This window comes from Acinetobacter sp. RIT698, from assembly GCF_009668065.1.
Taxonomy (GTDB): domain Bacteria; phylum Pseudomonadota; class Gammaproteobacteria; order Pseudomonadales; family Moraxellaceae; genus Acinetobacter; species Acinetobacter guillouiae.
Map to the genome: position 1 here is coordinate 22,699 of NZ_WJYH01000043.1, position 14,259 is coordinate 36,957.

The 14,259-nt window shown below is 37.5% G+C and carries 16 protein-coding genes; 11 read left to right on the forward strand and 5 right to left on the reverse strand.

Features of this window, described 5'->3' with window-relative positions; genetic code table 11:
* The first annotated feature begins 3 nt into the window (after positions 1-3).
* The 11 genes from GJV03_RS16575 to GJV03_RS16625 all read left to right on the forward strand — a co-directional run bounded on the left by GJV03_RS16575 (position 4) and on the right by GJV03_RS16625 (position 9,561).
* Positions 4-417, forward strand: a complete 414-nt coding sequence (locus GJV03_RS16575; RefSeq protein WP_154130608.1) for a hypothetical protein — start codon at positions 4-6, stop codon at positions 415-417.
* Positions 407-2,365 (forward strand): hypothetical protein, encoded by a 1,959-nt coding sequence (locus GJV03_RS16580; RefSeq protein ID WP_171501870.1) that lies wholly within the window; start codon positions 407-409, stop codon positions 2,363-2,365. Before GJV03_RS16575 ends, GJV03_RS16580 begins: the two co-directional genes overlap by 11 nt.
* Entirely contained in the window at positions 2,365-3,981 is a 1,617-nt protein-coding gene (locus GJV03_RS16585) for a hypothetical protein (protein ID WP_154130609.1), read from the forward strand. The genes GJV03_RS16580 and GJV03_RS16585 overlap by 1 nt, the downstream gene beginning before the upstream one ends.
* A gap of 53 nt (positions 3,982-4,034) precedes the next feature.
* Positions 4,035-5,252, forward strand: a complete 1,218-nt coding sequence (locus tag GJV03_RS16590; protein WP_154130610.1) for a hypothetical protein — start codon at positions 4,035-4,037, stop codon at positions 5,250-5,252.
* 3 nt (positions 5,253-5,255) lie between these two features.
* Positions 5,256-5,576, forward strand: a complete 321-nt coding sequence (locus GJV03_RS16595; protein WP_154130611.1) for a hypothetical protein — start codon at positions 5,256-5,258, stop codon at positions 5,574-5,576.
* Complete coding sequence (locus tag GJV03_RS16600; RefSeq protein ID WP_154130612.1) at positions 5,576-5,968, forward strand: hypothetical protein; 393 nt, start codon at positions 5,576-5,578, stop codon at positions 5,966-5,968. Before GJV03_RS16595 ends, GJV03_RS16600 begins: the two co-directional genes overlap by 1 nt.
* 11 nt (positions 5,969-5,979) lie before the next feature.
* Entirely contained in the window at positions 5,980-8,031 is a 2,052-nt protein-coding gene (locus tag GJV03_RS16605) for a hypothetical protein (RefSeq protein WP_354666869.1), read from the forward strand.
* A complete protein-coding gene (locus tag GJV03_RS16610) occupies positions 8,024-8,254 on the forward strand; it encodes a hypothetical protein (protein ID WP_004724441.1) in 231 nt (76 codons plus the stop codon). The genes GJV03_RS16605 and GJV03_RS16610 overlap by 8 nt, the downstream gene beginning before the upstream one ends.
* A gap of 61 nt (positions 8,255-8,315) precedes the next feature.
* A complete protein-coding gene (locus GJV03_RS16615) occupies positions 8,316-8,651 on the forward strand; it encodes a phage holin family protein (RefSeq protein ID WP_034708947.1) in 336 nt (111 codons plus the stop codon).
* Positions 8,648-9,088 carry a lysozyme gene (locus GJV03_RS16620; protein ID WP_154130613.1) on the forward strand — a complete coding sequence of 147 codons (441 nt, stop codon included), beginning with the start codon at positions 8,648-8,650 and terminating at the stop codon, positions 9,086-9,088. Before GJV03_RS16615 ends, GJV03_RS16620 begins: the two co-directional genes overlap by 4 nt.
* Positions 9,085-9,561, forward strand: a complete 477-nt coding sequence (locus tag GJV03_RS16625; protein WP_154130614.1) for a hypothetical protein — start codon at positions 9,085-9,087, stop codon at positions 9,559-9,561. The genes GJV03_RS16620 and GJV03_RS16625 overlap by 4 nt, the downstream gene beginning before the upstream one ends.
* A gap of 102 nt (positions 9,562-9,663) precedes the next feature.
* Here the strand turns inward: GJV03_RS16625 and GJV03_RS16630 are convergent, their stop codons facing one another.
* The 5 genes from GJV03_RS16630 to GJV03_RS16650 form a co-directional block, all read right to left on the reverse strand.
* The gene (locus tag GJV03_RS16630; protein ID WP_252720727.1) at positions 9,664-10,221 is read right to left on the reverse strand and encodes a hypothetical protein; all 558 of its coding nucleotides are present in this window, start codon (positions 10,219-10,221) and stop codon (positions 9,664-9,666) included.
* Positions 10,222-10,743: 522 nt separating this feature from the next.
* Positions 10,744-11,454: a hypothetical protein gene (locus tag GJV03_RS16635; RefSeq protein WP_154130615.1), complete on the reverse strand. Its 711-nt coding sequence runs from the start codon at positions 11,452-11,454 to the stop codon at positions 10,744-10,746.
* Positions 11,455-11,530: 76 nt separating this feature from the next.
* Positions 11,531-12,826, reverse strand: a complete 1,296-nt coding sequence (locus tag GJV03_RS16640; RefSeq protein WP_154130616.1) for a Y-family DNA polymerase — start codon at positions 12,824-12,826, stop codon at positions 11,531-11,533.
* On the reverse strand, positions 12,823-13,440 hold the full coding sequence (gene umuD, locus GJV03_RS16645; RefSeq protein ID WP_154130617.1) for a translesion error-prone DNA polymerase V autoproteolytic subunit: 618 nt from the start codon (positions 13,438-13,440) through the stop codon (positions 12,823-12,825). The genes GJV03_RS16640 and umuD overlap by 4 nt, the downstream gene beginning before the upstream one ends.
* 92 nt (positions 13,441-13,532) lie before the next feature.
* Positions 13,533-14,177, reverse strand: a complete 645-nt coding sequence (locus GJV03_RS16650; RefSeq protein ID WP_154130618.1) for an SOS response-associated peptidase family protein — start codon at positions 14,175-14,177, stop codon at positions 13,533-13,535.
* Between the last annotated feature and the right edge of the window lie 82 nt (positions 14,178-14,259).

Below are 14,259 nucleotides of genomic sequence, written 5' to 3' on the forward strand. Positions count from 1 at the left end.
TACATGAAATTAATACGAAAAGCGACTAATCAAACCGTTCCTTTAGAGAACGGTTTTTTATGGTCTGACGAATTTGATTGGAATCCTATTGAGCAAAAACAAGATAGAGCTATTGATGGCGCTTTGATTGTTCAAGAGGGTAAGAAAAAGGCGGGGCGTCCGATAACTTTAATCCCTTCAGAGGCAAGTATGGGGTGGGTGAAACGCCGTGAACTCAGCAAAATTATGGACTGGTCAGCACTTCAAGAGCATTTTTACCTTGAGTTTGATTATCCTCATGATAAGCGAAAATTCAAAGTTATATTTAATCATGAAGCTGGTGCGATTGAAGCCAAGCCCGTTAAGGGCCTTCCTACAGTATCTGAAGATGATTATTACAACGTCACAATGCGATTTTTGGAGCTAAATGATGATTGAAACCAAAGACATTGTAATTTACAAGTCGGAACGTTTGACTGATACAGATAACGGGGGCGGTAAATACTCTGGCCAAGTCATTATAGATGGTCAGAGTAATAACCTTTTCAATGATGTATCTGAATTGGACCGCACGCTTGGTGACGTATCGATGCGCAAAGTTTTTCCTGCAGTATCGACTAATGATACCGATCTATTAATGGGTTCTACTGTATTTATTTCTGAAACACCCAAAGATCCTGCAGTATCTGCTTTGCTATTCAGCACAGGAAGTTATACGGATGAGCGAAAATCAGCGCAAAACAGAGTTGAGTCATATCTTGCTAAAGGTGGGCAAATCGCAGGTACACCACTTGATACGCTTTGGCAGGGCATGAAACAGATTCAAGTCTGTATGTTTACCACTGAAACTGAAAGTAATGTCGGTGATGCGATTGTATTGGTTTCAAATGAGGGCAAAGTAAATAGTCATGAGCAATATGTTCGTATTTTAAAAGTTGAAACTCGTATTTCAAAGATTGTCATCGAGTTAAAAGAAATCGAATATAAGATTGCGACTTATAGTATTAGCGATCCGCTTGAAACAGACTTTGTTGGCTTGTCTGCAAAAAGTTGGTATGGCGGTGAAAAATCCACAACGATCATCCGTGAGACATTGGTAGCAGATACTGGTAAATACTATTCTTCGACTAAAGCCACTGAAAAAATTCAAGTGGGTGAGTTTACAGTCAATGTCCAGGATGTATTTACTCAGATTATCCCCAGTGCTCAAAGCGAAACTGCAATCATTGATGTAAATGCTGCAGGTGAAAAAGTAGCATTGGTGCCAGGTAATGATGGGGTAGTTACAGCGAGTTATCCAACCTATGTTGCCGAAGCTCAAAATCTCTATTTGGGCTCAAGCATCATGCCATCAAGTGTGAGCTTCACTTTATTTAATCTACTGATAAATGATATAGGTGGATTACTCAAAACAACCTCAGGTACACAAGTCGGAACAATTGATTATCAAAAAGGCTTAATTCAATGGACCAGTGCAGCAGGTACAGGATCATTGAATTTAAATGTATCTTTTAAACCTGCTTCTGCACCAACTCAAAATACACAGAGCCAATCTATTAAAGTCACTCAAGCAAATCAGGGTTCAAACTGGACAGGTGTTTTAATTCCGCCTCCTACACCGGGTAGCGTTTCTGTATCTTTCATGGTGAAAGGTAAGTTTTATGAAATTAAAGACGATGGATCTGGACAACTTAAAGCTGGGGCAACGTCTATTGGATCTGGCTCAATCAATTATGAAACAGGATCATGGTTGCTGACTACAGGTGAACTTGCGGACGTGGGGAGTAATATCCTGGTGTTGTGGTGTACACCGATTTCAACTTTTGTACGCTCAAACTTAACCATTGAGAGCCCAAGTTTTGAGCTTCAACTCGGTGAGGCTGTTGCGGCAAATAGTGTAATGGTGAAATGGAAACTTGAGGATGTTGAAAAAGTTGCGACAAGTAATGCACAAGGCAAGTTTACAGGCGATGCCACAGGACAAATAAATTACGCAACTGGCCTAGCCAGATTCATTCCAAATCAGTTACCGCAAAAAGGTACGGTGTTTACCATCAATTTCAACAGTGGTTTCCCTCTAAATCAAAGCTTAATCACTTCGCCATCAACAGATCAGGAGTTAAGTTTTAATGTTGGAACGGGCAATGCGCTTCAAGCAGGCAGTATTGAGTTAAAAATGGAGTTACAAGACCAACTTAACCAGCATTGGGGAGAATTGGTTTTAACTGATTCAAAAATTGATGATACAACGGGAAATTTGAATGACAAGTTAGGCAACACCCACGGGGGCATCAACTATATAACTGGTGCTGTACTGATTAAGCCATTTTTAGAAGTATTGATATATCAAAAAACCTATCAAGTCTTTGAGTCATGGAGCAAATAATGGGCTACTATTCTCCACAAACAGAATCTATTCAGTCTGAAAAAAAGGTATTAAAATCATATTATCCGACCAATATCAACATTAAATATCGAGATACACCTGAGTTAAATTCTAACGAAAAACAAATTATTGCTGATAAGCTGAAAGTGGATTTAACTCCACAGTTTAGCGAACAGGTCTTGACCAATTCAGTGCGTTTTAAATTGGGTAATGATGTTTATGTTGATCGAAATGGCGTGATATTTAGAAACATAAATAGCGCTTCAAATACAGGAATTAGCTCAGGATCCATCAACTATGGAACAGGCGACGTTGAACTAGATTCTTGGACACCATCAAGCAATAGTGCAATTTCATTGCAATCATTAACCACTACTACAGACGCAATCGAATTAAACCATATCAGTTTTAGAATTCCTGTCATTCCCATTCGTCCATCGTCAGTAACAGTAGTATTAAGTACGGTTGAATTTGGTGCTTTGACCATCCAGTTTGATGAACTGGGAAAAGTAGATACAGCAAAAGCGCATGGTTCAGTAAATTATGAAACTGGTTTTATAGACATTGATTTCTATACCAAGACAGAAATTACTGAAGTCAATAGACCAGAAATTGAAGCAAAAGACTGGTATGACGTACTTTTAGAATATGAAGAAATGAATAAAAAGTACATTAATGTGCCAGTTTGGGTTGTTCCTGACTCGGTGAAATACAATGCCGTGGCATATACCTATATTCCGCTTGATGCTTCGATTTTGGGTCTATCTGCTACACGTTTGCCCCCGAATGGTCGTGTACCTATATTCCGAGTTGGTGATATTGGCATCGTCAGTGCCGCCAAATCTATGGTGATGCCTGATCATATTGCGGGCAAAACCTATCTTTTAGTTGATAAGCGTATTTCTTGGTGTGAGCTCCGAGACAGTAAGGGCGTGAAAGTTCCTTTCGATTTGTACGTTGTAGACTACGATTATGGTGAGGTCACATTAAATGGAGATTTCGCCGTAAATGCACTAACTCCACCTTTAAGCATTGAATATCGTTATCAGGATATGGGTTTAATTCGTGATGTACAAATTAGTGGGCAGATTACTTTTACCAAACCTTTGACACATAACTATGAGGCTGAAAATACTATTGTTGGATCTGCATTGGTTGTAGGCGATATGTATGCTCGATATTCAAATATGTTCTCACAAGGCACTTGGAGCAATGTGTGGGTTGATGAGCCGACAGGTGCACCCATTTCAGCACGTTATAACGATGCGCTATATCCTTTATTGATGACGAATAAGGGCGCAATTCAAGAACGTTGGGCACTTGTATTCACTGATAATACAAACTTTAGAATTATTGGTCAGTATTCTGGTCAAATTGGTACTGGCAACATCAATAGTGATAATGCCCCGATTAATCCAGTTACAGGAGTGTCTTACTTCAAGATTAAAAAAGAGGGATGGGGAACAGGTTGGGCGAATGGCAATGTAATCTTTTTTGATACCCATGCAGCAATGCATCCAGTTTGGGTAATTCGCACGGTTAAACAATCTGAACCCACTGAGCTTACAGATCAATTTCAAATCATGCTACGTGGTGATATAGACCGCATCCTATAACCCCTATTAATTTTTAATGACCGCCTTAGGCGGTTTTTTTATGAGTAAAATAAATGTCAAATACTGATATTAAGTGGTTTAGCTCAAGTAATACCAATGCGCCTCAGCTCTCTAATTCGTGGGGTTGTATGATTGATGTGCTTGATGCTTGTCTGATTACAGGCATGGGCTCTCAATTGGTTTCAACATTGGTCGCCAAAGACGGTGTGGCAACTGCAACCTTTGGTACAAGTCATAATTTTAAACAATTTCAAGTTATTGAAATATCTGATGCAGAACAACAGATTTTTAACGGTGAGCATAAAGTTTTAGGCGTGACATCAAACACGATTGAATTTGTAGTCAATTCACCAGATTTAATTGCTACTGGAACTATCTCTTGTAAATTGGCATCCTTAGGATGGACCAAACCATTTTCAGGCACACAAAAAGCGATCTATAGCGCCAAAGATAGAATAGCAAATCCATTTTTTCTACGGGTAGATAATAGTTTAGATCCTGCTTATAACACCAATTATGCAAAATTTGCCAAAGTGGGGATTTTAGATTCTTGCACTGGTATTAATGATCTAACTGGCAATCAAGCCCCATTCGATCCATTAAAGCCAACTCGAAATTGGGTTGGAGAAGGCGCTTTTAACGGATGGTATAAGTGGCGTTATGCATCATCGGATCAAGCTCCAACTACACAATACGCCTATGAATCAACAAGCCCAACAAATGGTTACCGTCCCTGGGTGTTGATTGGTACTAAAGACAGCTTCTATATAATCAATAGCTCAACAATTAATGCTGTTCTTGAGAGTCCTTATGGATTTGGTGTAGTACAACATAAGGGCCTTGCAAAACCATTTTTAAGTGCTGTAAACCATATTGGTGGTTCTAGTGATTATATTATAACTGGAACATCACTTTCTAATACAGGCAGAGTAGAAGTCGCAGCAATGACAGGCTATACAGGGGCTATGGTAAACACACGATATAGTCGTTTTATAAGTGGTTTTGGAAGTGTTATCTCGGGTGCTGCATCAAATCTAATTAAATCAGATCCAACTGAAGGTTATATTTTATCACCTTTGTATTTTGCAGATCCTGACGGTTACATTATGGATGCTTTACCGTTGGTGCAAGCCTGTGTGAATGATGCGACTGCTACTGCAAATTACACGATTTTTTCTGAACCGAATAAAGCATATATCGGTTGTCGATTTCGCTCAGATACAAACAATGTTTTGGGGATGCTATTTTTCACCATTTACGATGGAGGTTAAAGCATGAAAATTCTGTTTGGAGAAAGTGATTTTAGTCAAGTCGGCACAAGACCAGCTTTTAAAATCTTGAATGGTGAGTTTTCACCCAAAGCATTGGCGCATAAGGCGAACATTTTAATTAAGGGGATAACCACGAAATTAAACGTTCCTATTGCTTGTCCAGTACGGGCTTATAATCGAATTACGGGGGATTTGTTGAGTCGAGCACATTCTAAAAGTGACGGCTCATATTTACTCTTTGGGCAAAGTGATTCTAAAAGTTATGTTTTGGCTGTAGATCCAGCAGGCGAATACAATATTGCAGTACAGGATAAGGTGAGCTGATGATTATCCCATCCATTGCAGCGAGTCTTGCACAATTGCAAGCATTGGCAACTTACATCGATCAAGGTAGCGCAAATGCTACCTTTGTTTTTTATAGCAGTTCTAAACCCGAATCTTTAGATATTGCTGCAGATAATACAGCTCGCTTGGTTATTCTAACTTTGCCTAAGCCTTGCTTTAAAAAAATGAATGCTGACAGCATTGAGCTTCATCAAACTGATGCTTCTGTAGTTGTTAAAAATGGCACAGCGGTATGGGCACGTTTATTCAATGGAGCAGGGAAAGCTGTTGCTGATTTTGAAGTGGGAACAGATATTAGCTTAAATAATCCGGGACTAATACAGGGTAGCACTTTAATGTTGAACTCGATTGTGTTTAAGCCGAACGTTTAAGAGGTGAGCATGTGTCTAACTATACACCTCCAAAGATTCACCATGTCGACCTGAAATTTAAAGATCTTGCGACAGGATCCACAGTATTAAATTTCGGGGCTGAGAATGCAGAAACAGCGTCATTAGAAACCGTTATAAACACAGCTTTCATTGCCAAAATGCAAGCTCAGGCTTACGACTATAATGCGCTTTCTTCAGTTATATCGACGCGCTTAGAAAGCTATATAACAGGTGTGGTGGGTGATGCTTCAACAATTGATAGTAATGTAAAAACTGCATTCAATGCTGCTATAGATGCGGTCATCATTGATCGCTTTTGTAGTCTGCAAAGCACCATCCAAACAAGTTTTAAATCCGAATCAAATGCACGTTTTGATATAAATTTTAATCGTGGGGTGTTTGGTGAAAGTCTTTATCCATTTCAGTGTCGGGCAAGAATTTTAAGTAATTCAATTGGTTTAGTTTGGTCAGATCCTTATATTCGCTCGCATCAAAATGGGCTTCAGTTTGAATCTGGTATAACTCAAAGTATTCAGCCGTTCAATCGTTTTGAAAAAGGCTTGAATCTACATAGGGCTGTACGTGCTGTATATGAACAGGCTGTGACTTTGAGAGGTGTTTCAGGCTTTGTTTGGCAAGAAAATAAACTAGCTTTCATTACTCAAAATTTAGTTTTTGAAGAATCCAATAAACTCAAGATACATGCAATTTTTGATTGGGTTGAATTGGTTCGAAAGAACAAGATTATTCGATACTCACATGAAGTCGCTCATGTGTTTGAAAAGCGTTATCAATTCATTGCTGATCAAGGCTTAGAGTTCATAACAACAGACGCAATTCCTTGGGAAAAAGCGAAATCAATTCATTATCGAAAACATGCAATTCAGCCTTGGCCAAAGCCTGAAGAAATTACACCTAATGGATGGAATAAGAAAAGTATAAGGCTCAATTTCTGTTGCACCACTGATGAAGTTGATCGCTTAAACGCTCATTTAAATTTTGAACCTGATAAATGTTTACCTGATCCTCAGAAACCGCAAATTCCTGAAATCAGCAATAAGAATTGGTGGTACATCGTGAATGAATTATCTGTAACACGGTTAGATAATGGTGAAAATATCAACGTACTTGATGGGAATTATAGTAGCGATCGCAGTCGATGGTGTTGGTCGTATAGCTTGACCGTTCCAAATAGTGAAATCAGTAAACTTGAGCCAGTCAATGCTCAACCTGTGATTTTAAAAATTATGGTGAATGGTCATGAGCATCACATGCTACTCGAAAACCGCAGCAGATCCCAAAAGTTTGGCTATATAACTTATACCTTATCTGGGCGTAGTCAATCTGCATTACTCGATGCGCCATACGCCCCCACAAGAACTTATTTACAGGAGAATGAAAGAACCTCAGTACAGTTAGCTCAAGCTGAGTTAGATCGTGTGAATAATCAAGCAGAATTGAATTGGAAACTGGTTGATGTACTGGGCTGGATTGTTCCAATCAACAGTTTAAGTTATTCCAATCAAACGCCTATTGCCGTCATTAAAATGTTGGCAGAAAGTGCAGGAGGTTTTGTTTACAGTGAGAAAGCCGGTAATAAGCTCACGATCAAACCGAAGTACAAAAAAACCTTTTGGGATAACGTGATTTTGAATGATTACGATCGTTTAATTCCCGAAAGTATAGTCACGGATTTATCGACTGACTATGAGCTCTATCCAGACTATAACGGTATTACATTGAGTAATGATCGAAATGGTAACACTGGGCAAGTTAAACGTTCAGGCACTGCAGCAGATATTTTGCTTGAAACAGTGAATAACCCATTATTTACAGTGGATAGCATGGGGGTGTTTGGGAAAGCTGAGTTAGCAAAAGCGGGAATGGTTGAAACACATAGTATCGCGATGCCGAATAGTGCTGAAATCGGTGAATGTTCGCCAGGTGAATTGATCGGTTTTAATGGGAGTTGGTGGGGCATAGTTGATGCTGTTTCTGTCTCATTCACTCATGCAGTTACCAATCAAGCAATTAAGGTTGAACGGGTGAATCGAGATGAGTAATGCTTTAAAACGTTTACTAAATTTACTACCTAAATCACCTGAATTTATTGGGACCATCACCCATGTGGATCATCCCAAATATAAGGTTTTAGTGATCGATGGGAGTGGTCTAGTGCTATGTACAAGCAATACACGCTTCACAATCGGTACAAAGGTTTTTATCTCAAATAATGAAATCAAAAGATCTGCACCAGAGGGCACTGTGGTTCAGATAGAAGTATGAAATTAACCAAATACAGGCACCCAACCGGGTGCTTTTTTATTGCCAAAAATTAGGGGGTTTTGTGGATAAAGAGACATTAAAAGAGATCGTTACTGGTCTCATTACATACGGCTGGATGATTGCTTTAGCAATGCTTGGAGGCTTGGTTGCCTTTATTCGCAGACTAAATCAGTCAAAAGAACCCAAGCCGTTGAAGGAGATATTTATGCGACTTTTCGGTGAGTTAATTATCTCTGCATTCGCAGGGATTATCACAGTTCTATTATGTATTTATTGGGATATGCCGTTGGTGCTGATAGGTGTACTTGCAGGCATGGCAGGGCATTTAGGTGGTAAAGCGATCGATACATTTGTGTTGATTTGGAAAGCAGTAGTTTCGGGAGGTAAGTTGCCATGAAAACAAGTAACCCAGGCGTTAATCTAATCAAAGGTTTTGAAGGTAAGCGCTTGAAAGCCTATGACGATGGTGTGGGTGTGTGGACCATTGGATTTGGCACAATCAAATATCCGAACGGTGTGCGTGTAAAAAAAGGTGATACATGCACTGAATCTCAAGCAGAACATTATCTTCGCAATGACTTGGTTGTATTTGAAAATGCTATCAATCGTTTGGTGAAAGCGCCTCTTAATCAAAACCAATTCGATGCCTTGTCTTCATTCACTTACAATCTTGGTGAAGGCAACCTTAGCAAATCAACTCTGCTTAAAAAGCTAAATGCCAAAGACTACAAAGGTGCTGCAGCTGAATTTCCAAAGTGGAATAAGGCGGGTGGGCGTGTTTTGGCAGGACTGGTAAAACGTCGCAAAGCTGAAATGGAGTTATTTTTAAAATGACCTACCTATATTTAGCTGTGAAGTTTTGGCGAGGAATCTTAATCGGACTTCTTGCTTTTTTATTGTTTGTTTGCCTTGCCTTGTTGAACCACAAAACAGGCCAGATCGAGAAATTTAAACAGACTGAAATTATTCTGCAAGCTGAAAATGCAAAGGCCAAAGCAGACTCAGCACTCAAAGAGAAACAATGGTCTGAACAACGTTTAGAAGCGGAGCAAAACTATAATGCCAAAATTAAACAAATTGAGTCTGATAGTCGCATTGCTAATGCCAGCGCTGACAGCTTGTCAAAGCAACTCAAAATTGCAGGCAGTCGCTTGTCCAGTAGTTCCAAAGAAACCATTATTGAGTACACCAATACCAGTGGTGACATACTCGAAAACTGCATCATTGAATATCGAACAATGGCAGAAAAAGCTGATGGACACGCAGCTGATGCAGAAAGATTAAGGGAAGCGTGGCCCTCGCAGTGAGGGCTTATTCACTTAAAACTAATTTGGATAAATAAGTTAAATTTAGAATTATTTATTTTCATAGAGGTATGTTAAAACTTAAGAATTTGGAGATAATTAATTTTAACAATTACTTAAGAAGAAATTATATTCTGAATTCTTATATAATTCTTTTAAATAGCTTTCAGCTTCTTTAACTGCTCTTATAATGTGACGAAAAAGATAAATTTTTTGATCACCAAAGAATATACAGATATCATCGTCAAAGTCTGAAGACATAACTAAATCACCAAATTGCGCTAACACTCCCTTTCCAACTATTACATTATAAGTAAACATAATATTATTTTCTTTTGATAGAACATGATTGTCTGAGTCGATATGACATACAGCATCTCTTGCGTGTTTTATAAGGAATGTTACATTGTTAATTTTATTAGTCACCACCATATCATCTGTAAAATCAATGGTTTTCCCTTTTATATATGATTTATGTGTTAAATCTCGAGAGAGGATGAGTAAGTGAATTAAAGCTGACTTAAAAAAAGGGTTCTGTGGTTGGTTGAATATATTACTAGATATAAGTTTCTTAAACTCACTTAAGGAGCTTGCTATATCACTTACAAAACGAAAGTCATCGCTCATCTTATTCCTTTTGTTGTTTATTTCTAAAATTAACATAATACACCTAATGATAAACTTTAGAGAAATGTCATTTCTAAATGAAACCCTACCCTAAAGAGCATTAAGGGCAGGGTAAAGAAATCACGCTATGGATCATTGATACAGTTGCCAAATACAATGAGTGTAGCGCTTTGAATGATGCATTAATAAAGTCATTCAAATAAAAACCTTAGTAGATAAATGACAATTGTTCGCAAGATCTCTTTAAAAAGGAATTTAAAGAATTTTCTAGATATATTTATAGGTTGAGTGGTATCTTTTCTCATAAGCAAAAGCTCCAAAAACAAATTAATGTTGTTGAAACTTAGGGGATTGCCTGACACCTTAAGAACTGATAGCACAATTATGAGATTTAAACACTTTTCTTTGATGAGTAATTTGGGCTAAACAAAAAAGAAAACTTGAATTGTGTAGTGCTAAACATATGTTTTAAATTAAATATATAAAAAAATAAAATAATGTCAAGACTTGTGATGAATTTATTTTAACGCTTTGGATGATGTGAAGAATAAAATTATATCAAATAATTGAATCATTAGAATTTATATTGATATGTTTAGATGTTTCAGCTGTTATCTTTTTTACAAAATGTTCTTCAAATTCTGATTGCATTTTGTTCATATGCGCTGCCATTAAATTAATTTCAGATTTAGATTTGGATTGAGATAAATCTCTTAGCACGCCACCTATAGCAAATCGATAGTTATCTAGATGGCTTTGATCAACTTTAAATTGCATATCAAAAGATCTTTCATACATTAGTAGAGATAATTCAAATTTTTTAAATAAAACATCAAATTCATTTTTAAATTCATTTTTTAAAACATGACACTCCCAAGGCAATAATTTTGCTCTATTTTTAAAATCTTCATTTATGCCTGGTAAATCTACTCCATTAAGAATTGCTTTTTTATTAAACGCTAATTTATAGTAAAAAGTACATAAACACACGAGTGAATACAGTGATAATTGTGTATTTTTAGCTAATTCAGCCCTATTTATTGCAGTTTGGCTAACTCTCCAATCCTCATACAGATGTGTAGCAATATATGCTGCTACCAATGTTGAAAAACCACCAAAAAAACTAGCTGTTATTGACAATGATTCCTTTAAGGGGTAGCTGCTTGAATCAGGATCAATAAGTACAAAATAATAAGTTGCCCCAAATACAAGGAGTGAAAAAAATCCTACAACTAAAATTGCGGTCTGAACTGAATCTTTTAAAGTCATAATTAAGTGGTTATAAAATATTTGACGTAATTATATGTCTAATTATTAACAGTAAAAAGCCCACTCTGACTAAAATTCACTTAACCTTAATCATTCCGTTCTTTGTAAAGTAATTCTTAGACAACATATCTCGACTCATAGACCACTTTCGATCTTTGAAATAGCAAGGACCTACAGAAATCTTAGCTTTGCCAAACTTTGTCTGTATTTCTTCATAGGCTTGCATCAAGTTTTCATTCTGTATTCTTGCCTCATGGTCAGAAAGCAAGTCCGGGATATGATTTGACTTTTGAATTAACTCTGAATAAAACACACCACACTTTTTGTACTTGATGTCTGGTTTATAAATTCTTTCCAATAGTAAGTAAGCAACTTCAACAAGATCAAGAACACAGTCAGTTGGTTCAGCGAACTTATAGGTCTGTGCTTTGCTGTAATAGGGCACAGAAGCGTCAAATGGGTTTGATTGAACAAAAGCCGTGATAACACCACACAATAGTTTCTCTTTTCTCAAGCGCCCAACAGCGTCTTGCACATACTTCGACATTGCTTCTTTTAAGTCCTGCAGCTCAGTGATTTTCACACCAAAAGAACGACTTGCCACAATTTGCTGTTTCGGTTTTGGCTGGTCATCAATAGGCATACATGAGATACCTTGAAGCTCTAAAACTGTTCTCTGCATGCAGACAGTGAACATTTTTCCCATGATTGGAGGATTCGCTTTAGATAAATCTAAAACAGTTTTTATCCCCATTTCATTAAGCTTTTTATTCTGCTTTCTCCCTACACCCCATACTTCACCAACTTCTACTAATGACCAGAAGTAATCACGATGTTTTGGGTCCATAGTGGCCAGATCACACACCCCATTAAAACGTTTGCCTTTCTTCGCCATGTGATTAGCGATTTTTGCTTCAGTCTTTGATCTTCCTATTCCAATGGATACGGGCAATCCGATCCATTCTTGGATACGTTCGCGCATTCCCTGGCAATACTCCACAAGATCATAGTTATTCTTAAAACTTGTGAGATCTAGAAAGCATTCATCTATGCTGTAAATCTCTTGCTCATGTGGTGCGACATAACCTGCAAGTATCGAATGAAATCTACGTGACATTTCCGCATATATCGCGTAATTGCTTGAAAGCACTTGAACATGGTTTTTCTGGACTACATCTTTGATCTGAAAGAGAGGAACACCCATCTTGATGCCCATAGCTTTAGCTTCATTTGATCTAGCAACAGCGCAACCATCATTGTTTGAGAGTACGATGACAGGGACATTATTCAACTTGGGATTAAAGAAGCGTTCACACGAGACATAGCAATTATTGATATCAATAAGAGCAAATATCTTTTCTTCATGTTTCATTTAAAGTTCTTAATAACTTTGGTGACAACGCCCCAGATTACTAATTCTTGTTCATTGCGGGGGAGGATAGGTTTGTATTCAATGTTTTCAGGTTTAAGCCATACTGCGGGCAAATTTCTAAGATCACTTTCATTATGAAAAATATCAAACAATTCATCATGAGACATGCGTTTTGTAATCATCATTCTTTTTACAGTGAAATCATTGTCGATGAATGCGATAACGATATCTTGATGCTGTGAGCGAATACTTCTATCAACAATCAAGTAATCATTGATATCAATTCCAATGTCTTTCATCGAAAGAGACTCAACTTGAACAATGAATGTGGCTTCTTTATTTGAAATAAGGAGGTCATTCATGTCGACTGTTTTATCAATATAGTCTTCTGCTGGGGAGGGGAAGCCTGCAGCAATTTTGTTTAAAACAAGTGGAATGGAATACTTCGTGATTGCCTGAAATGACGATATTCTTGATATGTCAGATAGACATGCCGCTTTAGTTGAATATGATTTGATATCAATAACTTTTGAGTTTTTCAAGTGATCTAGATTTGCATCTTTAAGCCTTTGAAGTTTAGCTTTTGATGAGCTGTCATCTAATTTAATATTCATAAAAACACCACTTGATTACGTTACATATTCAAGAGTTTAGTTTGTATGTTTTAAAATTTCAAATTTAAAAGCTGTGGATAATCATAGGTGATCTAAAATAGATCACTTTGTTTGGCTACTTCAGATGAATGGTCACGCGGGAAAGTCACAAACTCGTCACGCATTTCAAAGAAGTACTCATGTGCGTTTTCACGGTCAACATTGAGCCAATCTTTTCTATATTCTTCTGGAATTACTATAATTGAGCGTTTTTCATCGGCAGGCGCGTGAAACTGCTTCATGAAAGGATGATTGTCGGAATTAATAGTGAGCATTGAAAATGATCTTATTTTTATTCCATCAATTACTGCATCATCATAGATTGCAGCAACGGTGAATGGGTGGTCGTCCTCACGTTTGATTGTGTACCAATGTGGTTTACCTTCAATATACTTGGGCTCGTAAAACTCTTGGACTGGCACAAGACAAAATTTACTGTACTTCCATGCGTGTCGAAAGCTTGGTTTTTCTGCAACAGTTTCAGTTCGAGCATTATAAGTATGAGAACTGAACTTGAAGTCTTTTGCCCACGATGGCAATAGACCGAATTTACCAACATCTAAATCAAAACCACGCATGATTATTGGTGCATGATAACCTGGATAAACGTGTGACTTTAATTCAAGATCTAGCTGATCAGGCTTGACATCAAGTAGGGTGAGGGCACTTCGGTTGGGAATTTCATAGTTTGAACACATAAGTTAGTCCCATGATGATTAGCTTTTTTGGTTTCAAGTTTAATATTAAATATAGATATTTTGAATTAACGATCAAACTTGC

Coding starts and splice junctions, on each gene's coding strand:
- GJV03_RS16575 (WP_154130608.1), top strand. CDS start 4: ATGAAATTAATACGAAAAGCGACTAATCAAACCGTTCCTTTAGAGAAC.
- GJV03_RS16580 (WP_171501870.1), top strand. CDS start 407: ATGATGATTGAAACCAAAGACATTGTAATTTACAAGTCGGAACGTTTG.
- GJV03_RS16585 (WP_154130609.1), top strand. CDS start 2,365: ATGGGCTACTATTCTCCACAAACAGAATCTATTCAGTCTGAAAAAAAG.
- GJV03_RS16590 (WP_154130610.1), top strand. CDS start 4,035: ATGTCAAATACTGATATTAAGTGGTTTAGCTCAAGTAATACCAATGCG.
- GJV03_RS16595 (WP_154130611.1), top strand. CDS start 5,256: ATGAAAATTCTGTTTGGAGAAAGTGATTTTAGTCAAGTCGGCACAAGA.
- GJV03_RS16600 (WP_154130612.1), top strand. CDS start 5,576: ATGATTATCCCATCCATTGCAGCGAGTCTTGCACAATTGCAAGCATTG.
- GJV03_RS16610 (WP_004724441.1), top strand. CDS start 8,024: ATGAGTAATGCTTTAAAACGTTTACTAAATTTACTACCTAAATCACCT.
- GJV03_RS16620 (WP_154130613.1), top strand. CDS start 8,648: ATGAAAACAAGTAACCCAGGCGTTAATCTAATCAAAGGTTTTGAAGGT.
- GJV03_RS16625 (WP_154130614.1), top strand. CDS start 9,085: ATGACCTACCTATATTTAGCTGTGAAGTTTTGGCGAGGAATCTTAATC.
- GJV03_RS16630 (WP_252720727.1), bottom strand. CDS start 10,221: ATGTTAATTTTAGAAATAAACAACAAAAGGAATAAGATGAGCGATGAC.
- GJV03_RS16635 (WP_154130615.1), bottom strand. CDS start 11,454: ATGACTTTAAAAGATTCAGTTCAGACCGCAATTTTAGTTGTAGGATTT.
- GJV03_RS16640 (WP_154130616.1), bottom strand. CDS start 12,826: ATGAAACATGAAGAAAAGATATTTGCTCTTATTGATATCAATAATTGC.
- umuD (WP_154130617.1), bottom strand. CDS start 13,440: ATGAATATTAAATTAGATGACAGCTCATCAAAAGCTAAACTTCAAAGG.
- GJV03_RS16650 (WP_154130618.1), bottom strand. CDS start 14,177: ATGTGTTCAAACTATGAAATTCCCAACCGAAGTGCCCTCACCCTACTT.